The 25,278-nt window shown below is 66.4% G+C and carries 19 protein-coding genes and 1 pseudogene; 18 read left to right on the top strand and 2 right to left on the bottom strand.

The features are described 5' to 3' along the window. The first annotated feature begins 34 nt into the window (after positions 1 to 34). The 13 genes from ACIRA7_RS06430 (at position 35) to ACIRA7_RS06370 (ending at position 16,610) form a co-directional block, all read left to right on the top strand. A complete protein-coding gene (locus ACIRA7_RS06430) occupies positions 35 to 2,512 on the top strand; it encodes a S41 family peptidase (RefSeq protein WP_396220019.1) in 2,478 nt (825 codons plus the stop codon). 9 nt (positions 2,513 to 2,521) lie between these two features. Then, complete coding sequence (hrpB, locus tag ACIRA7_RS06425) at positions 2,522 to 5,074, top strand: ATP-dependent helicase HrpB (protein WP_396220018.1); 2,553 nt, start codon at positions 2,522 to 2,524, stop codon at positions 5,072 to 5,074. A gap of 862 nt (positions 5,075 to 5,936) precedes the next feature. Beyond that, positions 5,937 to 6,338 (top strand): GxxExxY protein, encoded by a 402-nt coding sequence (locus ACIRA7_RS06420; RefSeq protein WP_396220017.1) that lies wholly within the window; start codon positions 5,937 to 5,939, stop codon positions 6,336 to 6,338. Positions 6,339 to 6,470: 132 nt separating this feature from the next. Continuing rightward, complete coding sequence (locus ACIRA7_RS06415) at positions 6,471 to 7,472, top strand: YbhN family protein (RefSeq protein WP_396220016.1); 1,002 nt, start codon at positions 6,471 to 6,473, stop codon at positions 7,470 to 7,472. A gap of 4 nt (positions 7,473 to 7,476) precedes the next feature. After that, the gene (gene yedA, locus ACIRA7_RS06410) at positions 7,477 to 8,442 is read left to right on the top strand and encodes a drug/metabolite exporter YedA (protein WP_396220015.1); all 966 of its coding nucleotides are present in this window, start codon (positions 7,477 to 7,479) and stop codon (positions 8,440 to 8,442) included. A 57-nt stretch (positions 8,443 to 8,499) separates the two neighbouring features. Further along, positions 8,500 to 8,862: a hypothetical protein gene (locus tag ACIRA7_RS06405; RefSeq protein WP_396220014.1), complete on the top strand. Its 363-nt coding sequence runs from the start codon at positions 8,500 to 8,502 to the stop codon at positions 8,860 to 8,862. 91 nt (positions 8,863 to 8,953) lie between these two features. Then, positions 8,954 to 11,083, top strand: coding sequence for a GMC family oxidoreductase N-terminal domain-containing protein (locus ACIRA7_RS06400; RefSeq protein WP_396220013.1), 2,130 nt, complete (start codon positions 8,954 to 8,956; stop codon positions 11,081 to 11,083). A gap of 51 nt (positions 11,084 to 11,134) precedes the next feature. Beyond that, complete coding sequence (locus ACIRA7_RS06395) at positions 11,135 to 11,728, top strand: MarR family winged helix-turn-helix transcriptional regulator (protein ID WP_396220012.1); 594 nt, start codon at positions 11,135 to 11,137, stop codon at positions 11,726 to 11,728. A 3-nt stretch (positions 11,729 to 11,731) separates the two neighbouring features. Then, positions 11,732 to 12,898, top strand: a complete 1,167-nt coding sequence (locus ACIRA7_RS06390) for a pyridoxal-phosphate-dependent aminotransferase family protein (RefSeq protein ID WP_396220011.1) — start codon at positions 11,732 to 11,734, stop codon at positions 12,896 to 12,898. Next, entirely contained in the window at positions 12,895 to 13,893 is a 999-nt protein-coding gene (locus ACIRA7_RS06385) for a 2-hydroxyacid dehydrogenase (RefSeq protein WP_396220009.1), read from the top strand. Before ACIRA7_RS06390 ends, ACIRA7_RS06385 begins: the two co-directional genes overlap by 4 nt. Before the next feature lie 75 nt (positions 13,894 to 13,968). Next, positions 13,969 to 14,844, top strand: coding sequence for an alpha/beta hydrolase (locus tag ACIRA7_RS06380; protein WP_396220008.1), 876 nt, complete (start codon positions 13,969 to 13,971; stop codon positions 14,842 to 14,844). Then, the gene (locus ACIRA7_RS06375; protein ID WP_396220007.1) at positions 14,841 to 15,575 is read left to right on the top strand and encodes a DUF2461 domain-containing protein; all 735 of its coding nucleotides are present in this window, start codon (positions 14,841 to 14,843) and stop codon (positions 15,573 to 15,575) included. Before ACIRA7_RS06380 ends, ACIRA7_RS06375 begins: the two co-directional genes overlap by 4 nt. 216 nt (positions 15,576 to 15,791) lie before the next feature. Beyond that, positions 15,792 to 16,610, top strand: a complete 819-nt coding sequence (locus tag ACIRA7_RS06370) for a VC0807 family protein (RefSeq protein ID WP_396220028.1) — start codon at positions 15,792 to 15,794, stop codon at positions 16,608 to 16,610. Here ACIRA7_RS06370 and ACIRA7_RS06365 read toward each other — a convergent pair. Beyond that, entirely contained in the window at positions 16,580 to 17,062 is a 483-nt protein-coding gene (locus ACIRA7_RS06365) for a ubiquinol-cytochrome c reductase iron-sulfur subunit (RefSeq protein WP_396220006.1), read from the bottom strand. The two genes, ACIRA7_RS06370 and ACIRA7_RS06365, sit on opposite strands and share 31 nt — an antisense overlap. Positions 17,063 to 17,332: 270 nt before the next feature. Between ACIRA7_RS06365 and ACIRA7_RS06360 the strand changes: the two genes are divergently transcribed. The 5 genes from ACIRA7_RS06360 (at position 17,333) to ACIRA7_RS06340 (ending at position 24,794) form a co-directional block, all read left to right on the top strand. Next, on the top strand, positions 17,333 to 18,766 hold the full coding sequence (locus ACIRA7_RS06360; RefSeq protein ID WP_396220005.1) for an alkaline phosphatase PhoX: 1,434 nt from the start codon (positions 17,333 to 17,335) through the stop codon (positions 18,764 to 18,766). A gap of 73 nt (positions 18,767 to 18,839) precedes the next feature. Continuing rightward, on the top strand, positions 18,840 to 20,714 hold the full coding sequence (locus ACIRA7_RS06355; protein ID WP_396220003.1) for a cytochrome-c peroxidase: 1,875 nt from the start codon (positions 18,840 to 18,842) through the stop codon (positions 20,712 to 20,714). A gap of 93 nt (positions 20,715 to 20,807) precedes the next feature. After that, positions 20,808 to 21,896, top strand: coding sequence for a methyltransferase domain-containing protein (locus ACIRA7_RS06350; protein WP_396220002.1), 1,089 nt, complete (start codon positions 20,808 to 20,810; stop codon positions 21,894 to 21,896). A 64-nt stretch (positions 21,897 to 21,960) separates the two neighbouring features. Continuing rightward, positions 21,961 to 24,405, top strand: coding sequence for a prolyl oligopeptidase family serine peptidase (locus ACIRA7_RS06345; RefSeq protein WP_396220001.1), 2,445 nt, complete (start codon positions 21,961 to 21,963; stop codon positions 24,403 to 24,405). Then, positions 24,360 to 24,794 (top strand): YybH family protein, encoded by a 435-nt coding sequence (locus ACIRA7_RS06340; protein ID WP_396220000.1) that lies wholly within the window; start codon positions 24,360 to 24,362, stop codon positions 24,792 to 24,794. The genes ACIRA7_RS06345 and ACIRA7_RS06340 overlap by 46 nt, the downstream gene beginning before the upstream one ends. Positions 24,795 to 24,822: 28 nt before the next feature. Here ACIRA7_RS06340 and ACIRA7_RS06335 read toward each other — a convergent pair. Then, positions 24,823 to 25,278 (bottom strand): annotated as a pseudogene (locus ACIRA7_RS06335) (amidohydrolase); the annotation flags it as partial.

Here is a 25,278-nt window from a genome sequence, read left to right as displayed (position 1 = left end):
AACAGGGAACGGCGCCGATAGTATCTTGCGCAATATGCTGATTCCGCCTGCTCCCCGGATGTCCGGCCGTGTCGCTGTGCGTGCGGCCCTGATGATCCTCGCCGTCGCGAGTGCTGGGTGCACCAGTCGTTTCTTCGCAGCGACGCCGGATGCGGGGGTGGGCGTTCCGCCGGCGGATCAGACGGTGCCGCCGGTGGTCGCGCCGCCGGTGGTGGACACGCAGCTTCCCGAGCCCGACCCGGCCCCGTCGGACTCGGCGGGGGTGGCCCGACTGCATCGGCTCATGCAGGTGTGGCATTTGGTGTCGCTGTATCACCCGGCCGTGATCGAACGAGGCGCGCCGTGGGACTCGGCGTTCATCCGCGCGGCCACGATCGTGCGGACGGCGGACGATCCGCGAGCGCTGGCCACCGCCTATCGCCGCCTGCTGTCGGTGCTGCGGGACCCGACCACGCGGGTCGAGCTGGAGGAGGACGTCGGCACAACCAGTACGGCGGCGAACGATGCCATTGGCAGCGAGCGCACGCGCGACAGTGTGTTGATCGTGCGCGTGCCGTTGGGATCGGCACAATACGCGCTGTGGACCGACAGCGCCGCCGCGACGCTCCATGAGCTGCTGGCTGGTGCGCCAACCCGGGTGGTGCTCGACTTGCGCGGGTCGCGATCGCCGAGAGGTGCGACCTCCGGTGTGATGGCGGATAGCCTCGGCGTGGTGGTCGATCGATTCGTCAGCGGAGCCGGATTGGCCGTGCAGTTGAACAGCACGCTCACGATCGCCAGTTCGGAACGGACGCGCCGGGTGGGTGGGGCGCGGTATGCCGATGGGCAGTGGCAGCCCGATGATGCATGGACGATGCGCACGGGACGCCCGGTGCTCGCGGAGGCCTCGTCACCACGGCGTGTCATGGTGCTCGCGAACGAGGCCACGGTGCTGCCGCGCGCGCTGTTGTCGCTGGTCGCGAGTGGTCGGGCCACGCTGATTGCCGAGGAGGGCGTGGACGACACACCGCTGGTGTCGAGTGTGGTGTTGCCGATCGCCGACGGCGTGTCGGTGCGCCTTCGCACGGGAGAACTCGTGCATGCCGATGGCAGCATGGGGTTGATCGCCGATACGGTGCTGCCGCGGGCTGCGCAGGCGTCGGACAGTGCGCCGGTGTTGCGCGCCGCGCTGTCGATGCTGCGCACGAGCCGTGTGGCGCGTGCCTCGCGGCTGCCCGCGCGGCGATCGCCGGCGGTGTTGCCGCGCTACTACGACACTGATCCGTATCCGTTCATGGGGGCGCGCCTGCTGGCGGCCGCGCGATTGTGGAGCGCGATCCGTGTACGGCACGTCCATCGCGATCTGTACGACGAGGACATGGACGCCCTGCTCGAGCGCACGATTCCGAAGCTCGAGGCCGCGCGGGTGGCGAGCGAGTACGCGGCCGCGTTGATGCCGATGGTGTCGGCCCTCGATGACACGCCATCGAACTTGCGGGGCACATCGGTCGATTCGGTACGCGGTATAGCGTCGGTTCCGTTCCGCGTGCGCTGGATCGAGGATCGCGCCATCATCACCCATGTGATCCGCGACTCGGTCACGACCGCGCTCGGGATCGAAACGGGGATGGAAGTCGCAGCCGCCGACGGCTTCCCGATGCCGGCGTGGATCATCGATCACCGGACGGCGGTGTCGGCGCCGAACATGTGGTCCCGCATGCACCTGTTGATGCCGCAGCTGGCACTCGGCCCGAGCGGCGGCGCGCTGTTCCGGCTACGCGACCTGATGAATCGCGAGCGACAGCTGAACGTTCCGCGTAGCGCCGTGTACGTGGCGCCGTTGGTGCTCGCCGAACGGCCCCTGCTGAGTGCGGTGCGCACGCTGTCTGGCGATATCGTGTACGTCGACGTGGAGCGACTTCCGGTCGACTCGGCGGCGGCGATCCTGGCGCGCTCACGCAGTGCCCGTGGCTGGATTTTGGACCTGCGCGGCACGCTGGGCACCGGAAAGGCCGATGCGATTCTGGCGGCGGTGCGCAGCGTGCCGGAAGCGGTCACGGCGCGAGAAGTGCGGCGCTACGACAGTGAACCGTGCGCGACACCCACGCTGCGCGACGCCCGCGCGCTGTGCGCCGTCACGCGTGAAACGCGCTCGCGCGTGAGCCGCGGTGACACCACCGGGCACTACGCCGGACGCATCGTGGCACTGATCGACGAGCGCACGGCCGGCGATATGGAGCGTCTCGCGATCGCCCTCGATGCCGTGGCGCGGGTGACGTTCATCGGGTCATCCAGCGCGGGTGCACCGGGCGAAGTGATGAACGTGGAATTGCCGGGATTGTTGAACGTCGCGCTCCCCATCGTCGAGCTGCGTCGGTCGGATGACGCCCAGTTGCAGCGCGTCGGTATCACCCCGAGCGTGGAGGTTCGCCTCACGGTACGCGGCGTGCGCAGCGGTTTCGACGACGTGATCGAGCGCGCGCAGCAGTGGCTGGTGCAGCAGATCGAGCCGCCAACGCGTCGTCGCCGCTAGCCGGCTGCCGTGCGACACACGACCACACTCCCGATCGACGAGATCATCCCATCGCTGCGTGCCGCGATGACCGCGCGCACCGTGGCGGTGCTCGAGGCGCCGCCAGGCGCGGGCAAGACCACGCGCGTGCCACTGGCGCTCATGGCTGAACCATGGCTGGGGGGCGCGAAGGTGGTGATGCTGGAACCGCGTCGCCTCGCCGCTCGCGCCGCGGCGTCGTTCATGGCGTCGATCCTGGGCGAAGAAGTTGGGCAGACGGTGGGTTACCGTGTCCGCGGCGAGACGCGCATCTCGACGCGTACGCGTATCGAAGTGGTGACCGAAGGCGTGCTGGCGCGCATGCTGAGCAGCGATGCCGCGCTCGAGGACATCGGTCTCGTGATCTTCGACGAGTTTCACGAACGGTCGCTGCACGCCGACCTCGGGTTGGCACTGGTGCTCGAGACGCAGCGCCATCTGCGCGACGAGCTGCGGGTGCTGGTGATGTCGGCCACGCTGGATGGTGTGGCGGTGTCGGCATTACTGGCCGACGAGGGCGGGCCGGCGCCGGTGCTTCGCAGCGAGGGGCGCATGTTTCCCATCGAGACGCACTATCGCGCACCGCGTCGCGATGAACGCATCGAGGCGACGACGGCGCGCGTGGTTCGTGAGGCGATCGACGCCACTGAGGGAGATGTGCTGGTGTTCCTGCCGGGTGCGGGTGAGCAGCGGCGCGTGGCGGAACGGTTGAGCGGTGAAGGAATGAGCGGCGTGCGGGTGCACACGTTGCACGGCAGCATGCCGCTGGCCGAGCAGGATGCGGCGTTGGCACCGGCACCGCCGGGCGTGCGCAAGGTGGTGTTGAGCACGAGCGTGGCCGAAACGAGTCTCACGGTGGCTGGTGTGCGCGTGGTGATCGATTGCGGATTGTCACGCGTGCCGCGCTACGATTCCTCGGCGGGGCTCACGCGATTGCATACCGTTCGGGTGAGTCGCGCGTCGGCCGATCAACGTCGTGGTCGCGCGGGGCGCACGGCGCCGGGGGTGAGCTATCGGCTGTGGGACCAGCACGAGGATCACGCGTTGATGCCCAGCACGCGTCCGGAAATCGTGGACGCCGACCTGTCGTCGTTGGCGTTGGAACTGGCCGACGCCGGCATCAGCGATCCCACCACGCTGCGCTGGCTGGATGTGCCGCGGGCGGGTCCGTTCGCGCAGGCGCGCGGGTTGTTGGCGCAGCTCGGTGCACTCGACGACGCTGGGCGCATCACGCCGCACGGACGTCGCATGGCGGCGCTGCCGCTGCAGCCGCGATTGGCGCATCTGGCGATTGTTGCCGCTGAGCGTGGGGCCTTGCCTCTGGGGGCCGCGATCGCGGCGTTGCTGGAGGAGCGCGACATCGTGCGCCATGACGGCTTGCCGCCGCAGTCGGACATGCGGTTGCGCACGGAGCTGTTGCGACGCGATGGCGCGCAGGCGGTGGTGGGAGTCGCGGTGGATCGTGACGGGGTACGGCGGGTCCGACAGACGGCTGATGATCTGGCGCGTCGCACCGCCGGCGGGGGATTGGGTCGTGCTCCGTCGCGGGCGTCGTGGGACGACGCCGACACGGGTTCGTTGTTGGCGTTGGCGTATCCCGACCGCGTGGCGCAGCGCCGCAGTGGGGCGGAGCCAAGGTACGTGTTGCGCAACGGCAGCGGGGCGGTGCTGGCAAAGCACGATGCGTTGCATGATGCGCCGTATCTGGCGATCGCCGATCTTGAAGGCACCTCGCCGGAGGCGCGGATTGTGCGCGCGGCACCGATCACGCTGGACGAGCTGCGCGAGGATTTCGGCGAGCAGTTCGAGCGGGTGCAATTGGTGGAGTGGGATGAGCGCAGCAAAGCCGTTCGGGCGCGCAAGCGCACGATGCTTGGCGCGATGGTGATCGAGGACGTGGTGTGGTCCGACGCGGATGCCACGGTCGTCTTGCAGACCGTGCTCGACGCCATCCGCGCGCAGCTGGCTCGCGGCGGCATCGACGTGTTGCCGTTCTCGCCGGCGGCGTCGCGGTTGCGCGAGCGGATGGCGTTCGTGCACGCGCATGACGAGAGCTGGCCTGATGTGTCGGTCGCGGCGTTGTCGGCGTCGCTCGAGCAGTGGGCGGGGCCGTATCTCGACGGCGTGCGCACCTGGGGGCAGCTGGCGTCGGTGGATTGGCACGACGCGCTGCAGTCGCTGATGCCGTGGCCGCAGCGCTCGGCGTTGGATCGCCTGGCGCCCACGCATCTGGAGGTGCCGAGTGGATCGCGGATTGCGCTGGATTACGGTGAGCCAACGGCCCCGGTGTTGGCGGTGAAGCTGCAGGAAGTGTTCGGGTGGACGAGCACGCCGATGCTGCTGGATGGCCGGGTGTCGCTCACGCTGCAGCTGCTGTCACCCGCGCAGCGGCCGGTGCAGGTCACACGGGATCTCGCCGGCTTCTGGCGCAGCTCGTACTTCGAGGTACGGAAGGAATTGCGCGGGCGCTATCCGCGGCACCCGTGGCCGGAGGATCCGCTCACGGCGGAGGCGACGAGGAGAGCGAAACCGCGGGGGACGTGAACAACAGACCGCTGGACCGCGGATTCGCACGAATGTTCGTGAATGAACAGCAACAACTGGATTGGTCGTTGTATGCACGGAGCCGTCGTCGCGCGATGGGAAATCCGTGTCGTTATTCGCGCTGATCCGCGGTCACGCTGTTGTTCCAGCCTTTGAACGAACAGCTGGACCGCGGATTGGCGCGGATGTTCGCGGATGAACAGCAACAGTCAAAGTGGTTACTGCGTGCACGGAGCCGTCGTCGCGCGATGGGAAATCCGTGTTGTTATTCGCGCTGATCCGCGGTCACGCTGTTGTTCCAGCCTTTGAACGAACAGCTGGACCGCGGATTGGCGCGGATGTTCGCGGATGAACAGCAACAGTCAAAGTGGTTACTGTGTGCACGGAGCCGTCGTCGCGCGATGGGTAATCCGTGTTGTTATTCGCGCTGATCCGCGGTCACGCTGTTGTTCCAGCCTTTGAACGAACAGCTGGACCGCGGATTCGCACGAATGTTCGCGGATGAACAGCAACAACTGGATTGGTCGTTGTATGCACGGAGCCGTCGTCGCGCCATGGCAAATCCGTGTCGTTATTCGCGTGGATCTGCGGTCAGGCAGTTGTTCCAGCCTTTGAACGAACAGATGGACCGCGGATTGGCGCGGATGTTCGCGGATGAACAGCAACAAGTGTATTGGTCGTTGGATGCACGGAGCCGTCGTCGCGCTGTGGGTAATCCGTGTTGTTATTCGCGTGGATCAGCGGTCAGGCTGTTTGGCGATCGCATCGCAAGCGCCGTAAGAAAGAGATTGGTGGCAACGTATTGGTGGGTACGTTGGCCGATGACGATGACAGCTTGTGTGCACCTGAACCAGGAGCAAGCATGAGCGAGGCTGAAACTGAACGGAAGCGGCTAGTGCACCAAGCACTCAGCGGCCAGATCATCAGTGCGTTCTACGAGGTGTACAACACGATGGTCCGCGGACTCCTCGAGGGGTGCTATCGGAACGCACTCTATGTCGAGCTGCAGGAGCGCGGCATCCCAGTTGATCGCGAAGTGCCATTCGGCGTCCGCTACAAGGAGCGTATCGTCGGCCAGTATCGCGTGGACCTGCTCGTCGACCGCAAAGTGATCGTCGAGTGCAAGACCGCTGATACGCTACACCCGCAGCATGAGTCGCAGATGCTGCACTACCTCAAGGCCACCGACACCGAGCTCGGCTTGCTGATGTACTTCGGCTCCAAGCCCCTGTTCCGGCGCTTCGTGCACACCCAATGCGCGTGACAACCTGCTTCATCTTGTCCGGTGTCCCGATGTTGATCCCACACCAAACGCCGCACGGCTGATCGGCGCGGCCCACGCCGCGAGAAAGCGCACCTCTACGTGGGACTCCGATACCACGTCCACTATCCTTCCATGATGTCTGCCGCGCGATGGCTTTTGACCGCCCTGTCGTTCGCCGCCATGCTGGGGGTGTCGGCATGGGTGGTCGCCTCCCATTGGCCGGCGGCGGGCATGCCGTGGCTGGCGTGGCCGGTGCATGCGGCGGCGCTGGCCACGGTCACGGCCGAGATCATCACCCGCGCACTCAAGATCCAGGCGTCGGCGCGGGCGTGTGGGATCCCGCTCCGTTTCGGCACCGCGGTGCGGGTGTGTCTGGCCGGTGACTTCGCGGCGGCCATTACCCCCGCCCGGTCAGGGGCGGAGCCGTCGCGCTTTCTGGTGCTGGCGGAGAGTGGAACCGGCCCGGCGGGGCGGGTGCTCATTCTCTTCCTCGAGTTGTTTCTCGAGATGTGGTCGCTGGTGCTGGTGTGCGGGGTGCTGGCGGTGCTCTTCGCCGGGCGCGGCGCGTCGGTGGCGGGGCTGCTCAGTCTCGTGGGCGGCTACAGCGGCTTCGTGCTGGGCGTCGGAGCGGCGGGGTTGATCCTGTCGAAACGGAACGCCAACGGGCCACCGCCGTTCTGGGCCACACGGATCGGGATGCACGCTGGGCGCTGGCGGGTGGTGCAGCGCACGTTGCGGGTGCTGCGCACCTCGGTGCAGTCGCTGCGTCGGGCCGATCCCGCCCTCATGCTGTTGGCCTTCGGGGGCTCGGTGCTGCACGTGCTCTTCAAGGTGGCCACGCTGCCCATCCTCGTGTTCCTGGGCGACCCGTCGTTCCCGCTCACGATGGACGCGCTGGCCCCGTTGGTGCTCTGGCCACTGGCGCTCTTTTACGGCGGCGTTGTGGTGCCGGCACCCGGTGGTGGCGGGTTTATCGAAGGGGCGTTCGCCGCGACGCTCAGTTCGGCGATTCCCGCGGGTATCTTTGCCGCGTCGCTGCTCTGGTGGCGCTTCTACACGTTCTATCTCTATCTCCTCGTTGGTGGGGTGGCGGCGGGCGATGCCGCCCTGCGTGCCCTGCGGCGTTCGACCTGACGCGATGTCCTCCACGAACCGTCCGATTTCCCCGGCGCTGGGTCACGGTGCCACGGCGACTGCCACCCGGTGGCAGCTGATCGCCGGGTTTCTGGTGATCTACATCGTGTGGGGATCGACGTATCTGGCGATCCACTGGGGGGTGGAGACGATCCCGCCGTTTGCTATGGGGGCGGTTCGTTTTCTCACGGCAGGATCTATACTGTACGTATGGTGCCGTGTTCGTGGCGCTGAAAAGCCGACGATTGGTCAGTGGAAGGCATCCGCGGTCATCGGCACGCTCTTGCTCTTTGTCGGCAACGGGGCCGTCTCGTGGGCCAGCCAGCGCGTGTCGTCGGGGCTCACCTCCGTACTCGTGGCCACGGTGCCCCTGTGGCTCGTGCTCTGCGAGCTCTGGCAAGGGAAGCGCCCCGATTTCATCAAGGTCGTGGGGGTGCTGATCGGCCTGGCCGGTGTCGCCCTGCTCGTCATGCCCACCGGCGCCGCGCGGGCCACGGTCGATCCCCTCGGTGCCGTCGTACTCGCGCTGGGATCGTTGTCGTGGACGGTCGGTTCGCTCTACTCGCGCACCGCCCGCCAGGCCGCGTCACCGGCGCTGGCGATTGCGATGCAGATGCTCGTGGGCGGCTCCCTGCTCCTGCTGCTGTCGCTGTCCGTCGGCGAATGGGCCGCGGCGCCGCACGTCTCCCTCCGCTCGGCCGCCTCGTTGCTGTATCTGATCGTGTTCGGGTCGCTGATCGGATTCAGCACCTACATGTGGCTGTTGAAGGTGGCCAGCCCGGCGGCGGTCGGGACGTACGCCTATGTGAATCCCGCCGTGGCCGTGCTGCTGGGGGTGCTGATGGCGGGTGAGCGCCTCCCCGCGCAAGCCGCGGCCGCCATGACGGTGATCCTGGGCGGCGTGGCGATGGTCAGCATCGCGGGCGGCGGCGCCAGCCGGATGGTCAAGGCCGTGTGGCGAGCGCGCTGAATCCTGCGCGGAGGACGGGTCGTACGGAACGGCGTCCCCTCACTTCGGAGCTGCCCTGTGCGCACCCACATCAAAGTCGTCGGCCTCGTCAACCTGCTCTACAGCGCGATCGGTTTGCTCGCCGCCGCTGGCGTGCTGCTGGGCGGCATCTTCGGTTCGCTGGCCACGCTCAATCCCATCGTGCTGCTCGTCGGCACGGTCACCAGCGCCCTGATCGCGGTGGTGATCGGCGCCATGAGCGTGTTCGGCCTCGTGGCCGGCTTCGCGCTGCTCAATCATCAGCAGTGGGCCCGCTATGTCATTCTGGTCGTGTCGGCCTTCCGGTTGTTCCGCTGGCCGTGGGGCACCCTGTTCGGCGGTTACTCGATCTGGGTGCTGACGCACGACGAGACGCGCCGACTGTTCGACGGCGGCCTGTAACGGCCGCAGGGTAACTCCCACTCTGGGGTGACGGCGGTTACCACCCCGCCCTCGCTGGCGAGCGGACGACGTATGCGGTACCGTAGATCGCGTGACCGACACACCCGCCGTGAGTTCCGAATTCCGGACGCCACCCCGCGTCGTCTTGCCGCACCTGTCACCGGCGCAGCGCGCCGCCTTGGACGCGTTCATTCCTTGCGTTCTCGACGGCGCCCCCCCGGGCACCGAGTCGCGCGCCGACCTCGTGGAGCGATGCGATGCGCGTCTGGAGGCGTTGCCGCCGCATCGTCGTGCCCAGCTCGGTCTCGCTCTCGATGTGCTGGCGGGACGGATCGCTGTGTCGCTGGCGATCGTCACGCCCCGTCGCTTCGACTCGCTGAGCGTGGCGCAGCAGCGCCGGTGCTTTGGCCGCTGGCTTGACTCGCCGCTCGCCCCGCTCCGGTCAGCCGCGCACTCTGTACGTCGCCTGATTCTGGCGGTGCACTACGCGCGCCCGGAGGTCGCCGAGGCGATCGGCTACGCGGGCCCGTTGCACCTGCGGTCGCCGCAGGTGCCGTGGGAAGGACCGCTGTCCGGGGTCAGTCGGCCCGACGAGCCGGTGGCGCGCGGTCCGGTGGTGTTGCCCACGCACATTGCACCGCCCCCGCTGCCGCGCGGGGTGATTCCGGCGGTCGCCATGCGCGACGACCGGCATCGGACTGCCGATGTGGTGGTGATCGGCACCGGCGCCGGCGGCGCGGTCACGGCGGCCCGGTTGGCCGAAGCTGGCTTCGAGGTGGTGGTCCTGGAGTCGGGGGCGTATCGCACGCGCGCCGACTTCGACGAACGCGAGGCGGAGCTCACCGAGAAGCTCTATGCCGAGGGCGGGCTCCGCACCACCGACGATGCGTCGGTCGCGCTGGTGCAGGGCAATACCGTGGGCGGATCGACCACGGTGAACTGGATGATCATGTTGCGCACTCCCGACTTCGTGCTCGATCAGTGGGCCGCCGAATCCGGCGTGTACGGCATGACGCCGCGGGAGATGAGCCCCGTGTTCGAGCGCGTGGAGCGTGAGGTGCACGCCAGCGCGGTCCCCGAGGACGCGCATTCAGCTAACAACCGCATCCTGCTCGACGGCGCGCGGTCGCTAGGGTGGAAGGTGTCCACGGCGCAGATCAACGCCACCAACTGCGTGCGCTGCGGCTTCTGCGGGGTGGGCTGCCGGCACGATGCCAAGCAGTCCACGCTGGTGACGTTCGTGCCGCGCGCGCTCACGGCCGGTGCCACGCTGCACGCCGATACGCACGTGGATCGGATCGAGGTGCGCGAACGGGATACCGGGTCGGGCACACCACCGTTGAAGCGTGTCCATGCCACGGTGCGCGATCCGCACTCGGGGCGCCCGGCGCGTACGCTCACCATCGACGCGCCCATTGTGGTGGTGGCCGGCGGCGCGATCGGCACGCCGGCGCTGCTGCAACGTTCGGGACTCGGTGGCGGTGGCGTCGGACACTGGCTGCGCGTGCACCCCACGACGGCGGTCTGGGGGCGCTATGATCGCGACATCGTGACCAGCACCGGCATTCCGCTTACCACGATGTGCGACGAACATCTGCGATGGCGCGGCACCGACTTCGGGTTCTGGATCGAAACACCGCCGATGCACCCGTCGTTCACGGCGGCGGCCATGCCCGGGTTCGGTCAGTCGCACGCCGCCCTCATGTCGTCGTTCAACCAGCTCGGCGTGCTGATCGGTCTCACCCGCGACGGGGCCGAGCGGTCGCGGTCGAGTGGTCGTATCCAGGTGAACCGTCGCGGCGAAACGTCGATCACGTACGCGCTGACGCCAGAGGATCAACGCCGGGTACGTGCGTCGTTGTCAGCCACGGCGCAGCTGCACTTCGCGGCCGGCGCCCGTGAGGTGGGCACCATGCATTCCACGCCGATCGTGGTCCGTTCGGTGGCCGACGTGGCACGGCTCGAGGACGGGTCGGTCGGTCCGAATCGCATTGGGCTCTTCTCGGCCCACGTGAATGGCACGTGTCGCATGGGCACCGATCCGTCCACGTCGGGGGCCACGCCGGAAGGGGAGCGGCACGGCGTGCGTGGGCTGTACATTTCGGACGGGTCGCTGCTGCCCACGTCGCTCGGTGTGAATCCACAGGAGACGATCATGGCGGTCGCGACGGTGCTCGCCGAGCGCATGGCGATGCGCCACGCGGGCATCACCCGCACGTAGTGCGCTGTTCCGCTGCACCGCCGTCCCTGTCCTCCGACCACCAACGTCCGCATGAGTAAGGGAGAGAAGAAACGCCGTCGCGCCCTGGATGCCTATTCGATGCTGCAGCGAGCCGCCACGATGGCGTCCGCACAGGTCGAGCAGGCGGTGCATCCGTTCGGGCTCTCGGCGTCGCAGTTCGGCGTGCTGGAAACGCTGCAGTCGCGCGGCCCGGTACATCAGCAGGAGCTGGCCGAGGCGCTGGGGCGTAGCAAGGCGCAGATGACGGCGATCATCGACGCGCTCGAAACGCGCGGGTGGGTGCGCCGCGAGCGCCACGCCACCGATCGACGGTTCATCTCGGTGTATCTCACCGACGACGGGCGCGACGTGCTGGCGCTCACGGCCCCGGCGCGGAGCGACGCGATCGTGGCGATCATGGCCGAGTTGAGCGGTGAGCAGCGCGCCCGCTTGGCGCGGTTGTGCCGGCGGCTGCTGCGCGTGCTCGATCCCGATCAGGCGAACGAGCCGGCCGATGAGACGACGGACCAGACGCCCGACGACGCGCCGGACGAGACCGCCGACGACGATGACGATGACGACGACGCGTCCGATGACGCGCTGGAGACTCCAGCCGTCGAGACCACGCTTCCCCCTCCGATGTAATCGATGGCCGGACGACACTTTCTCCAGATCCCGGGCCCCACGCCGGTTCCCGACCGACTGCAGCGCGCGATGCACCGAGCGATGGAAGATCATCGCTCGTCGGCCTTTCCCGCGCTGACGCGATCGATCCTCTCGCGACTGCCGCAGGTCGTGCATCAGACGAAAGGCGAGCCGTTCGTCTTCCCGGCCACGGGCACCGCGATGTGGGAAGCGGCGCTGGTGAATACGGTGAATCCCGGCGCGCGGCTGCTCGCCGTGCGCTTCGGACAGTTCTCCCATCTGTTCATTCAGACCGCGCGCGCACTCGGCTATCAAGTGGACGTGCTCGAGGAGCCGTGGGGTGAGGTGGCCGATCCGGCGCGCATCGAAGCGGCGCTGGCGGCCGATACGGCGCACGAGATCCAGGGGGTGCTGCTGGTGCACAACGAAACGGCGACAGGGGTGACGAGCGATGTGGCGGCGGTGCGCGCCGCGATCGATCGCGCCAAGCATCCGGCGCTGCTGTTCGTGGACGGCGTGAGCTCGATCGCCAGTCTCGATTTTCAGTTCGATGCGTGGGGTGTGGACTGCGCCATCACGGGCACGCAGAAGGGGTTCATGCTGCCGGCGGGGCTCGGCATTCTCTACCTCAGCGAGAAGGCGCTGGCGCGCGTCGACGGCTGTACGATGCCGCGCGCGTACTTCGATCTGCGTCCGATGCGCGCGAACAACGCGCAAGGGTTTTTCCCGAGCACGCCGGCGCTGTCGCTGCTGTTCGGCCTCGACGAAGCCCTCACGATGCTGTTGGATGAAGGCATGGCCGCCGTGGCCGAGCGTCACCGGTTCCTGGCCCATGGTGTGCGGGCGGCGGTGAATGCGTGGGGGCTGCGTCAGTGTGCGAAGCGGCCCGAGATCGCGTCGAATTCACTCACGGCGGTGATGGTACCCGAGGGGCACGACGCGCGTCAGGTGATCGAGATCGCGTTCACGCGGTACGACATTTCGTTGGGATCGGGGCTGAACGAAGTGGCCGGCAAGGTATTCCGCATCGGTCACCTCGGCGACACCAACAGTCTGACGCTGTCGGGCGCGCTGTCGGGGGTGGAGATGGCGCTGTGTGATGCCGGCATTCCGATCACGCTTGGCAGCGGCGTCGGTGCCGCGCTGCAGCAGTGGCGCGTGTCGGCATGAGCGCGTTGCCGACAGACACGAAGCAGGTCCGCGTGGTGGTCACGCGGAAGATGCCGGCCGCGGTGGAAGCGGAGATCGCGTCGCGCTACGACGCCTTGTTCAACAAGACGGATGTGGCGTTGGCGCCGGATCAGCTGAAGCAAGTGCTGCAGCAGGCGGACATCGTGATGACCACGGTCACCGACCGGTGGAGCGAGGAGATCTTCAACACGCCGGGCATTCGCGCGCGCATGTTGTGCAACGTGGGTGTGGGCGTCAATCACATCAACGTGGCGGCGGCGAAGCGGGCCGGCATCACGATCAGCAACACGCCCGACGTGGTCACCGAGGACACGGCCGACATCGCGATCGCGCTGATGTTGATGACGATGCGTCGGTTGGGAGAAGGCGAGCGGCATGTGCGCACTGGCGCGTGGGGCGGCTTGCGTCCGACGTTCATGCTGGGGCGCACGCTGCGTCGCAAGACGCTGGGCATCGTGGGCTACGGTCGTATCGGTCGGGCGGTGGCGCGTCAGGCGGCCGCGGCGTTCGACATGAAGATCCTCTATCACGCACCACGTGATCCGCGCATCGATGATCCGGCCACGGCCGGGCCTGTGGGCGCCGAGCGCGTGGACTCGCTGGAGACGTTGCTGGCGCGGGCGGATGTCGTGTCGTTGCATTGCCCGGCCACGCCGGAAACGCGTCACCTCATGAATGCGCGCACGCTCGCGCTGATGCCGGAACACGCCTATCTCGTGAACACCGCGCGTGGTGATGTGGTCGACGAGGCCGCACTCGCGTCGGTGCTGAAGGAACGGAAGATCGCCGGTGCCGGTCTCGACGTGTATGAATTCGAACCCAGCGTCACCGCCGAGCTCAAGGAACTCGAGAATGTCGTGTTGCTGCCGCATCTGGGCAGCGCCACCGTCGAGACGCGCACCAACATGGGCATGCGCGCGCTGTCGAATCTCGATTCGTTCGTGGCCAACGGCACCGTAACGGATCTGGTGTAATCGCTTCGGGGGTAGCGCCGGCACGGCGATATGCAAGCCATGCCCCGCATCACTCCCACCGCTTAGGTTGCGTCCATGGTCCATGCCGGGCTCTCCGACGAATTGCACCCCACCCCACCGGTTCCCCGGGTGGTGGGTTCGCTGTTGCACTTCACCGAAATCCGGTCGCGGTTTCTGCCGCACCCGCACGACGTGATCGTTTGCCTGCCGCCTGACTACGCGCTGAACAGCGACCGGCGGTACCCGGTGTTGTATCTGCACGACGGGCAGAACGTGTTCGACGATCTCGCGATGTCGCCGTTCGGCGTGCAGTGGGGCATCGACACCACGGCGCGCGCGCTCATGCATGCGCAGGTGATCGAACCGGTGATCATCGTCGCGATCGGCAACGCCGGCCGTGATCGAATCGACGAGTACACGCCCACGCGCGACAACGCGCATGATGCGGGCGGCTTGGCCGATCGCTACGGACAAATGCTCGTGTACGAGCTCAAGCCGTGGGTGGATCAGAATTGGCGCACGCGCCGCAGCGCCTGGGACACGGGGCTGGCCGGCAGTTCGCTGGGTGGACTGCTCACGTTGCATCTCGGACTCACGCACTCGGCGGTGTTCGGCAAGATCGGCCTGCTGTCGCCGAGCGTGTGGTGGGACGATCGCTGGATCGTGCGGCAGCTGGTGGCGAACAACGGAATGCGTCCCGCGCTCAAGATCTGGCTCGACGTGGGCACCGCCGAGAAGCGCATGCTGAAGGGGACGCGGTTGCTGTATCGGATGCTGTTGCGAAAAGGGTGGCAACCCGGACACGACCTGCTGTACATGGAAGCGGATGGGGCGCTCCATGATGAGCGGGCGTGGGGTGAGCGCTCGGGGTTGTTTCTGCGCTTCCTGTTTCCCTCCATGTCGTCGTCCATCGATGCCATGGCGACGACGATGTCTTCGGGGATGTCATGAACGAGCCGACTGGGGATCACGTCACACCATTCACGCCGAAAGCGTTCACGTTCCTGCGGGGCATCGCGAAGCACAACCGCAAGGAATGGTTCGAGGCGCACCGCGCGGAATTCGAACGTGAGATCAAGCAGCCGCTGGCGTCGCTGGTGGAAGAGGTGGATGTGCACCTCGCCTCGTTCGCACCGGAGATCGTGGGGTCGCCGAAGAAGTCGGTGTTCCGCATTCATCGTGATGTGCGCTTTTCGAAGAACAAGGCACCCTACAAAACGCATGCGGCCTGCTGGTTCTTTCACCGGGATGCAGGACGTGGCGTGGGCACCGAAGCCGCGCACGGCGGTGCGGGCTTCTACTTCCACATCGAGCCGGGCAAATCGTTCTGTGGTGGCGGCATCTGGATGCCGCCGCGTTCGGCGGTGAACAAGATCCGTCAGGCGCTCACGGATGATCTGGACGGGTTCGAGGAGATCGTGAAGGGGCGCGCCTTCCGCCGCCGTTTCGGCGATCTGGATACGGATGGCATGCTCACCCGGCTGCCTCGTGGCTTTGCCGCCGATCATCCGGCGGAAGCGTGGTTGCGGTATCAGTCATTCACCGCGTTTGCCGAGCTGACGCCTGAGGATGTGACGAGCGCTACGCTGCCGAAGACACTGGCCACGCACTTCAAGGCGATGACGCCCTTCGTGCGGTGGCTGAATACGGCGCTCGGGTTGGGGTCGGCGGCGAGGCGGTAGATCGGTAACTGCCAACGGCTTTACTGCCAACGGCTTTACTCCCAACGGCTTAGGAGGCAGGGAGGAGGGTATCAGGCAGGAGGAGGCAGGGACACCGCGTGCCGTGGCCGCTTCCTCCTCCCTGATACGCGCCCCCCTGCCTCCTGAGCTGTTGGCCGTTCAGCGGCCTCGGCGGCGGGTACCATCTACCCCCGCCCCCGGTGAGATTCCGTGTCCATGTCGAAGACGCTCAAACTCACCCTGGACATTCTGATCGGTGCCGCGGCACCGGTGGTGATCCTGAAGTACGGAACCGCCTCGCTCGGGACGCTCAACGCGTACCTGCTGGCGGCGCTGGTGCCGGTGGTGTGGGTGATGCTCGACCTGTTCGTGATCACCCGCCGGTTCAACTTCATCACCACCTATGGCGGTCTGTCGGCGGTGATGCGCGGGGCGCTCGCGTTCTGGTACGTGGATGGCGCGCTGTTCGCCTTCAAGGACAGCGCCAGCTACCTGCTCGCGTTCGTGGTGTTCGGCGTGACCGCGCTGCTGGGGGCGCCGGTGACGCGTTCGATTGCGCTGCAGGGACTCGGGCCGGATACACCGGAGCGCGAGCGGCAGATGGACCGGCTGCTCGACGAGCCGACGGTGCTTGCGGCGATGAAGCGCGCCGGCGTGCTGATTGGCGTGTCCAACCTGGCCGCCGGCGCAGTGAACTACGTGATCAACGTCCGCATGGTCGTGGCCCCGTTCAACACGCCGTCGTTCAATGATCAGGTTGCGAATGTGAATGCGATCACGCGATTGGTGCTGGTGCTCCCCGACATGCTCGCGCTCTTCTTCGCCTTTTCGATGATGTACAAGGCGATGTATGCGCTGCTGCCGGCCGATGAGGGGGCGGATCCTGATGCCGGAGAATTCTGGACGTTGCTGGCGCGTCGCGAAGACGCGATGGCGCTGGTCAAGGCCGGCGACCCCAGTGGTATCGCACTCGGTGCCGGCGACGTGCAGAGCCGTGCGGCGCGTCAGGCGCGCGAAGAGTTCGGACTGAGCTGAGGGGCCACGCTGCGATACACCTGCAGCACGCGCGACGATTGGTCGAAGTCAGCACGGAGCCGCTGAAGTCCCGTCGGGGCCGGCCCTCCGAGACGGTTCCCCTCGAAGTCGAACTCGGAGCCGTGACACGGGCACAGCAATCGTGGGCGGTCGACGACCGACACACCGCACCCGGCATGCGGGCATTCGGCCGAGAGCGCGCGAAATGATGCCGCTCCCGTGCGGACGACGATGAGGCGTGCCGCCAGCAGGACGACCGCGCCGTCATCGGCACGGAGCGCCGGGATGCGTTCAACGCTGATCAGCACGCGATCATTGGTGATCATCACGGCGTCGGCCGGGATGGCGTCCGGTTCGGCTGGTTGCGCGATCGACGGGTTGGCACCACAGGCGACGATCGGCAGGAGCGACGCGGCCATCCCGAGGACGTGGCGTCGTGTGAGAGCAGTCACGGCCATGCTATTGGAATGAACGGATCACCGCGTGTGATTCCACGACCCGGAAATATCGGACCGAATACACTGGACTGCATGCCGTGAGCGGATCCGTGGCGATTCAGTTACGTCGGCGTGACGCTTGCGTGTGGTGGACGTGACCGACCACGCGGTATGTGCTGTGTACGACATGATCAGCCTTCTGGTCGTCTCATTTGCACCGCGTTAACCACACAATAAATAGAGGTCGCCGGCCGTATGCGCATTTCTTCCCATATCGCGACACGTATGCTCGCCGCGTCATGCGGTCTGTTCGTCGCTGCTTGCAGTGACGACAACTCGACCGACGTGAAGCCAGTCACCCCCGTGACGCTCAAGAACCAGTCGGTCACGCCGGCTTTGATCAAGTCGCTGGTGTCGGGCGTCGAAGTATTCAGCTTGGTCAGCAGCGATGACGTGCTCGCCGGCTCACCGAACTACCGTTTTGGCGGATCGGCCGACGGCGCCGGCCTCATCAAGAACACCGATGGGTCGTTCACGGTGCTCGCGAATCATGAAGACAACTTCGCCGTCTCGCGCGTTCGTTTCGACAAGGATCTGAAGCCGATCTCTGGTGACTATGTCGTGAACTCGACCGCCGGTCGCTATCGGCTTTGCTCGGCGACGTTGGCTACCGTTGCTGAACACGGCTTCAGTGCCTTCATCACCGCCGGTGAGAGCAACGAAGAGTCGGAAATTCTCGCGGTGGATCCGTCGGGCCCCGCCAATACGCCGAAGTACTTGGCGGCCTTTGGGCGCTTCAACACCGAAAACGCCGTGCCGCTGCCGAAGGTCGCCTATCCGAACCGTACGGTCGTCATCATCGGCGACGATGATTCCGGCGCGGAAGGCGGGCAGGTGGCGATGTACCTCTCGAGCACTGTCGGCGATCTCGACAACGGCAGCCTGTACGTGCTCGCGCGCACCGACAACAACAGCCGCGAACGGGACATGGTGATCGGCCAGACGTACCCGGTGCAGTTCCGCCAGATTGCGAATCAGAAGACGCTCACGGGCCGCCAGATCAACGTGGCGGGTGCCGCCCTGAACCAGATTCGCTTTTCCCGCGTGGAAGACGTGGACTACCGCAAGGGTTCGGACGCGAACAACCGCGAGATCTACTTCGTGGCGACGGGCCAGAACAACACCGGCGTGAATGCGGACTACAACCGTACCAAGTACGGTCGTGCCTACCGCCTGCGCCTCGATGCCAGCAACCCGTTGGTGGGCACCCTCGAACTCATCGCTGACGGCGATGACAAGTCGGCCACGAATCCGGCGCGCCTGTTCCAGAACCTCGACAACATCTACGTCGGTCAGAACTACGTGTACCTGCAGGAAGATGACAACGGCTACGGCGACGAAACGCACGATGCCTACATCTACCAGTACAACATCGCCACGCGTGAGCTCAAGCCCGTGATGGAGATGGACCATCGTCGCACGGCCCCCGACGCCGCGCTGTACAACGCCGTTGGTGCCCGCCCGGCCGGCAAGGCCGGTTGGGAGTACGGCGCCATGGTTGACGTGTCCTCTGAACTCGGTCAGGAAAACACGTTCATGATCGCGCTGCAGCCGCACTCGTGGCGCGGCACGAAGTACCAGGGCGTGGATGGTGGTACGCTTCGCCCGACCGAGAATCAGGCCAGCATGCTGGTGTTGGTGAAGGGCCTGCCGCGCTAACTCCCTCACGCGATCTCGATTAACTGCCGGCCCGGGGCTCTGCGCTCCGGGCCGGTGCTCATTCACCCAGCTTATGAAGACCCGATCGTTTCTCCTCATGCTGGCCAGTTCGGCAGCGATGGGCGCCTGTGGTGGTACCGACACGGACGCCGTTCCGACGCCTGACACAACCACGGCTGGTGTCGACCCGCGAGCCATGCAGACGATCGTGGTGTGGCGTGCGCACGTCGACACGCTGGCCCTTCGCATTGCGCAGCTGGACTCGGCCGCCGCGGCGATGCGTACCAACGCCGATGTGCCACGTGTGCGGACGGCGTTCGTCGATGCCCGTCGCGCATTCAAGCTCGCGGAGTTGGCGCTGGAGTACTACACGCCGACGACCGCCAAGGAGATGAACGGACCGGCGCTGCCGGAGGTGGACGACGAAGAAGGGCCCGAGGCGGTCTTTCCACCGACGGGATTTCAGGTGATCGAAGAGGCGCTGTACGGCGACGAGCCGGTCAGCGAGTGGGAGGCGATTACCCGGGAGACGTCCACACTTCGTCCGCTCGCTAAACGGGCGCAGACGATGATGGGTGCGCAGCACGCGTCCGACGCGCACGTGTGGGACGCGGTGAAACTGGAGCTTGCCCGCATCGCGACCCTCGGTCTCCCCGGCTTCGATTCCCCGGTGGCAGGGCATTCACTGGCTGAAGCCGGCGTCGCTCTCGAGAGCATTGTGCGGACGCTGGCCCCGTACCACACGGCCGACAGCGGATGGTTGCGAGTGGATTCGCTGGTTGCCGATGCCCGCGCGATGGTGACGGCGACGAGCGATCGTGAGACGTTCGATCACCTCACCTTCCTGTCGCAGCGGCTCATCCCACTCGGTCACGCCATGCAGGAGCTGCGGCTGGCGATGGGGATTGCCGTGCCGGCCGAACGTCGGTCGTTTCGCATGGATGCAGCCACGGTATTCGACAGCGCAGCCTTTGACGTCATGGGCTTCGCGCCGATCGATGCGAGGCCGGGCACGCCCGCGCAGGTCGCGCTTGGAGAGCGGCTCTTTCACGATACCCAGCTCTCTGGCGACGGCAAGCGCGCGTGCAGCAGCTGTCACGTGTCCACGAAGGCGTTCACCGATGGCCTCACCGTCAATCAGGCCAGAGGAGGCGCCCCGTTAGCGCGGAATACGCCCACGGTGATCAACAGTGGCCTCCAGCTGGGCTCCTTCGCTGACCTCCGCACCGCGTATCTCGAAGACCAGGTTACCGATGTGGTCGAGAACGTGGACGAAATGCATGGCAGTCTTGCCGGCATTGCCGCTCGCCTCGCAACCGACACCGCGCTCGTAGCCCGGTTTCGCGCCGCCTTTGCGCAGTTGCCGGCGCGTACGGACTCTTTGGTCACCGCGGCGCAAATCCGGACCGTGCTGGCGGCCTATCAGCGCAGTCTGACGCGGCTGAACTCGCCGGTGGACCGGGCGCTGCGTGGCGACCTGGCCGCTCTGTCCGACGAGGAGCGCCAGGGCTTCAATGTGTTCGTGGGCAAGGGGAAGTGCGCCACCTGTCACTTCATCCCCCTCACCAACGGCACGGTGCCGCCCAATTATCGGAAGGCCGAGGTGGAAGTGCTGGGCACGCCGTCGCGGGCGGTCACCGCCCGGGCCACGATCGACCCGGATGTTGGTCGCTTTCGGCTCACGCGGGCCGCGCCGCACCGATACGCGTTCAAGACACCCTCGCTGCGCAACGTGGCCCTCACGGCCCCGTACATGCACAATGGGGTGTACCGCACGCTCGAAGCCGTCGTGGATTTCTACAACCGCGGCGGCGGGGCCGGCATCGGTATCGTGCTCGACAACCAGACGCTGCCTCCGGACCCTCTGCGCCTCACCGCGCCCGAGCAGCGCGCTCTGGTGTCGTTCATGAAGGCGCTCACCGACACGACCGGCACACAGCGCCGGTAGCCCTCCGGGGCGCCAAACGGGGGCGCCTGCACTGGCGCCCGGCCCGCCGAGAACCCAGACTCCATGAGTCGGTAATCTCATGCCGGGTCTCGAATGGCTACGTTGCTCGCCCCCGAAACCGCCGCGGCCAGTCCGCGCGCCTTTCCTTCCCAGTCCCGTCGCCCGTGGGGCCGGCCGCGTGGCGTACGCCACGACATCGGTCACCACGAGCTTACCGGGCAGTACCGCATCGACCTGCGCGATCAGGCCCCCGACCTGTTCGAGGACGTGAGTGCGATGGACTGGTCCACGCTCACGTGGCGTGATGTGGGCCGGCCGTATCGCACCGAAAAGTGGTCGAGTGCGCGGCGGCGCTACGAACAGGACCATCACCAGCCGCTGCCCATTATCGAGGGCTGGCGCCTGTTCAACACCGCGTTCCATCAGTTCTTCCTGACCGATGTGCCCGAGGCGCAGAACCAGGCCAAGGCGCAGTTCGGCGACGCGCTGTCGCGGCTGGATCTGCATGAGGCCAAGGAGGCCCTGCAGGACCTCGCGTATCTGGCGGTGTGGAACAAGATCATGCGGGTGGAGGACGCGGTGTGGGATCCCCGCGGCAAACGCGCGCTGTTCGCCGGGCTCGACGTGAAGAAGCCGCGCATCCTGTTTCTGGGGGCGGCGGACGGCTATGAGGCGATGCAGCTGGCCGCGATGTATCCGGGCGGCGAGATCGTGCTGGTGGATTACGACGCCTTCTGCGCCACCGACCGCTTCGGCCAGTTTCCGCTCGACTATCCGTTCCTGGGCGTCGATCCCACCACGGGGCACCAGCGCGTGTGGTACCGCGACGAGATGCCCATTCACTTCGAGGTCGCTGACATTCGCGACCTGAAATACGGGAAGGAATTCGACGTGGTGGTGTCGATCGGGCTGCTGGAGCATTTTCCCGACGCACACAAGGCGGAGTGTCTGGAGATGCACCGGCGATTCCTCAAGCCGGGTGGTACCGTGGTGATGACCACGCCGCGCAATCAGTTCAAGTCGCGGGTGTTCTATAACGTGATGGCCGACTGGATGAACCACGGCTATCGCGAATTGATGGACGTGCGACAGATGGGGTTGTACTGCCACGAAAATGGCTTCGACATCCGGCGCGCCGGTGTGATCAAGGCGCACAACGGGTTGGTCATGACGCTGCGGTAACGTGGTTGGCTCATGCAGGTCGGCTCATGCAGGTCGGATTTCCACTTCGAACATCGGGACACGTGTGACTCTCCTTTCTCGCTCACCGCGTTGCATTGCGGTTCTCGTAGCGCTGGCACCGGTGTTCGTGCCATCCGCAGCGCAGGCGCAGTACCGGCAGCCGCCCCAGCCGATCGCGCAGATTCTCGACCAGCCGGCTACGCCGCTGGTACAGCTGAGTCCTGATCGTCAGCAGTTGCTGCTGCTGGAACGCCCGGCGTTGCCACCGATCAGTGAAGTCGCGGCGTTCGAGTATCGCCTGGCCGGATTGCGCTTCGATCCGAAAACCAGCGGACCCACCCGCGGTCAGAGCTACACCGGCCTGTCGCTGCAGCCGGTGAGTGGCGGCGCGGCGCGCAAGATCGCCGCTGCGATTCCCGCCGGCGCCAGTATCGAAAACGTGTCGTGGTCGGCCGACGGTCAGAAGATCGCCTTCACGGTCACGAGCGATGACGCGATCACGTTGTGGATGGCCGACGTTGCCACGGCGCAGGCGAAGCCGCTGACGTCGCAGCGCCTCACGGCGATTCTGGGCAATCCCTGCTCGTGGGTGTCGAACGCGTCGCTCGCCTGCACGTTCGTGCCGGCCACGCGCGGTACGGCGCCAGCCATGACGACGACGCCGGAAGGACCGATCGTGCAGGAAGCGCTGACCGGTCGCAGCGACCGCGCCGCCACCTATCAGGATCTGCTCAAGAGTCCGTTCGACGAAGCGATTTTCGCGCACTACGGCACGAGCCAGCTCGGTCTCGTGTCCCTCGACGGTACAGTGAAGACGCTTGGCGCGCCCGACATGCGCACCGATGTGAGCGCCTCGCCAGACGGCCGCTACCTGCTGGTGAGCACGTTGTCACGTCCGTTCTCGTACACGGTGCCGCTGAACTACTTCCCGACGCGCACCGAAGTGTGGTCGATGGATGGCGTGGTGGTGAAGTCGATCGTGAGCCGTCCGCTCATCGAGCGCGTGCCGTGGGGTGGCAACGGCGCACTGGCCGGCATTCGCAATGTGCAGTGGCGTCGCGATGTCGCGTCCACGCTGGCGTGGGTGGAAGCCCTCGACGGTGGAGATAGCGATTCGAAGGCGGACAAGCGTGACCGCATCACGTTGCTCGAGGCGCCGTTCACGGGTACCCCGAAGATGCTGCTGGAAACGAGCTGGCGCGCCGGCGCGATCACGTGGGGTTCGGCGGGGCTCGCCATCGCGCGCGAGAACGAAGGCAAGACGCGCAAGACGCGCGCGTGGCTCATCGATCCGTCGGGTACCAAGGCGCCGCGGCTACTGTGGGAACGTTCGAGCGAGGATCGCTACGCCGATCCCGGCGACTTCCTCACCGCGCGCGATGCACGCGGCCAATCGGTGCTGCTGACCACGCCCGATGGCAAGGTGGCATTCCTGAGTGGGCTGGGCGCCGGACCGGAAGGCGATCGTCCGTTCGTGGATCGCTTCGACCTCGCCACCGCCCGCAAGACGCGGCTGTTCCAGAGCGCGGCACCGTACTACGAGCAGCCCATCGGCATGCTCGATGTGAATGGCACGGTGGCCCTCACCCGTCGCGAATCGAAGGCCGACGCGCCCAACTACTTCGTGCGCGATTTCGTGCGCAAGATCGCCCCGCGTGCCCTCACGCAGTTTACCGACCCGGCCCCGGTGTTTGCCGGTGTCACGAGCCAGCTGATCACGTACACGCGTCCCGATGGGGTGAAGCTGTCGGCCACGATCTATCTGCCGGCCGGCTACGACAAGGCGAAGGACGGTCCGCTGCCCTTCTTCCTGTGGGCGTATCCGCTGGAGTTCCGCTCGCGCGAAGCGGCGTCGCAGGTGGTGGGTTCGCCGTACCGATTCGTGCGCCCGAGCGGCTCGTCGCACCTGTTCATGCTGACGCAGGGCTACGGGGTGATGGACAATCCTACCATGCCAATCGTTGGTGTGGACGGCAAGGAGCCCAACGACACGTACGTGGAGCAGCTCACGGCCAGCGCGAAGGCAGCCGTGGACACGATCGTGGCGATGGGTGTGGCCGATCGCGATCGCATCGGTGTGGGCGGACACTCGTATGGCGCGTTCATGACGGCCAACCTGCTGGCGCACACGCGGCTGTTCCGCGCCGGTGTGGCGGAAAGTGGCGCGTACAACCGCACCCTCACCCCGTTCGGCTTCCAGGGCGAGGAGCGCACCTACTGGGATGCGCCCGAGCTGTACGGTGCGATGTCCCCCTTCACGTATGCCAACAAGATCAAGGATCCGATCCTGCTGGTGCATGGCATGGCCGATAACAACACCGGCACGTATCCCATTCAGAGCGAGCGCATGTACCAGGCGCTCAAGGGCAACGGCGCCACCACGCGTTACGTGCAGCTGCCGGGTGAATCACACGGCTACCGTGCCCGTGAGAGTGTTGGACAGGCGCTCGCTGAGATGGCCGCATGGCTCGATCAGTACGTGAAGCCGAAAAAGCGCACCACGATGTGACCGACGCAGCATCGATGGGGAGCGCGCAGATTCGCGCGCTCCGCGCGCAGTCCAATCAGGCGATCGCGGCGCATGACGCCGACCGCACGGTGTCGTTCATGGCACCGGATGTCGTGGTCGGCGTGGCTGGTGGCCCCACACTCACCGGCCGCGACGCCTCACGCGCGGCGTTCGCCGAACAGTTTGCCGATCGGGCGTTCGTGACCTACGTGCGCACGATCGATTCGGTCACGCTGGTCGACCCGATGCGCGCCACCGAGCGCGGACGCTGGGTTGGTCGGTGGCGCCTGAAAACGGGCATGCACGAGCAGGGGGGCAGCTACACCGCCGAGTGGCGTTGCAGCGAAATGGGCTGGCTGATCCACGCGGAAACCTTCGTCGAGGCGTAGCGGCTCCGCCTCGACGACGGACCGCTGGCTACTGCTTCATGGCCGGCTTGGCCGTCGCGATGCCGCCGCTCTTGAGATAATCCACCGCCAGGTTTGTCATCGCGCGCACACCGGTGGGCAGCGCGGCTTCGTCGGCGAAGAACAGCGGCGAGTGGTTGGCCGCCTGCGACTTCTGGTCCATCCCCTTCGGGGCGACGCCGAGGAAGTAAAAGAGTCCGGGGATTTCTTTGGTGAAGGCAGGGAAGTCTTCGGAGCCGGTGACCGGATTGACGGTCTTGAAGCCGCCGTCGCCCGCAGTGCGCTGCAGCGTGGGCGTCATCTTTTCCAGCAGCGACGCATCGTTCTGCGTGATCAATCCGCCGATCGACAGCGTGACGCGTGCGGTCGCACCGCCGGACGTCGCGATGTCTTCCACGGTACGCTTCACGCGCGCGTGAATGTCCTTGCGCATGTCGGGGTCGAAGGTGCGGATGGTGCCGATCAT

This window comes from Gemmatimonas sp. (assembly GCF_044376735.1).
GTDB lineage: Bacteria > Gemmatimonadota > Gemmatimonadetes > Gemmatimonadales > Gemmatimonadaceae > Gemmatimonas.
Note: the sequence above shows the minus strand (reverse complement) of the source record. Positions and strands in the feature narration are given on the sequence as shown.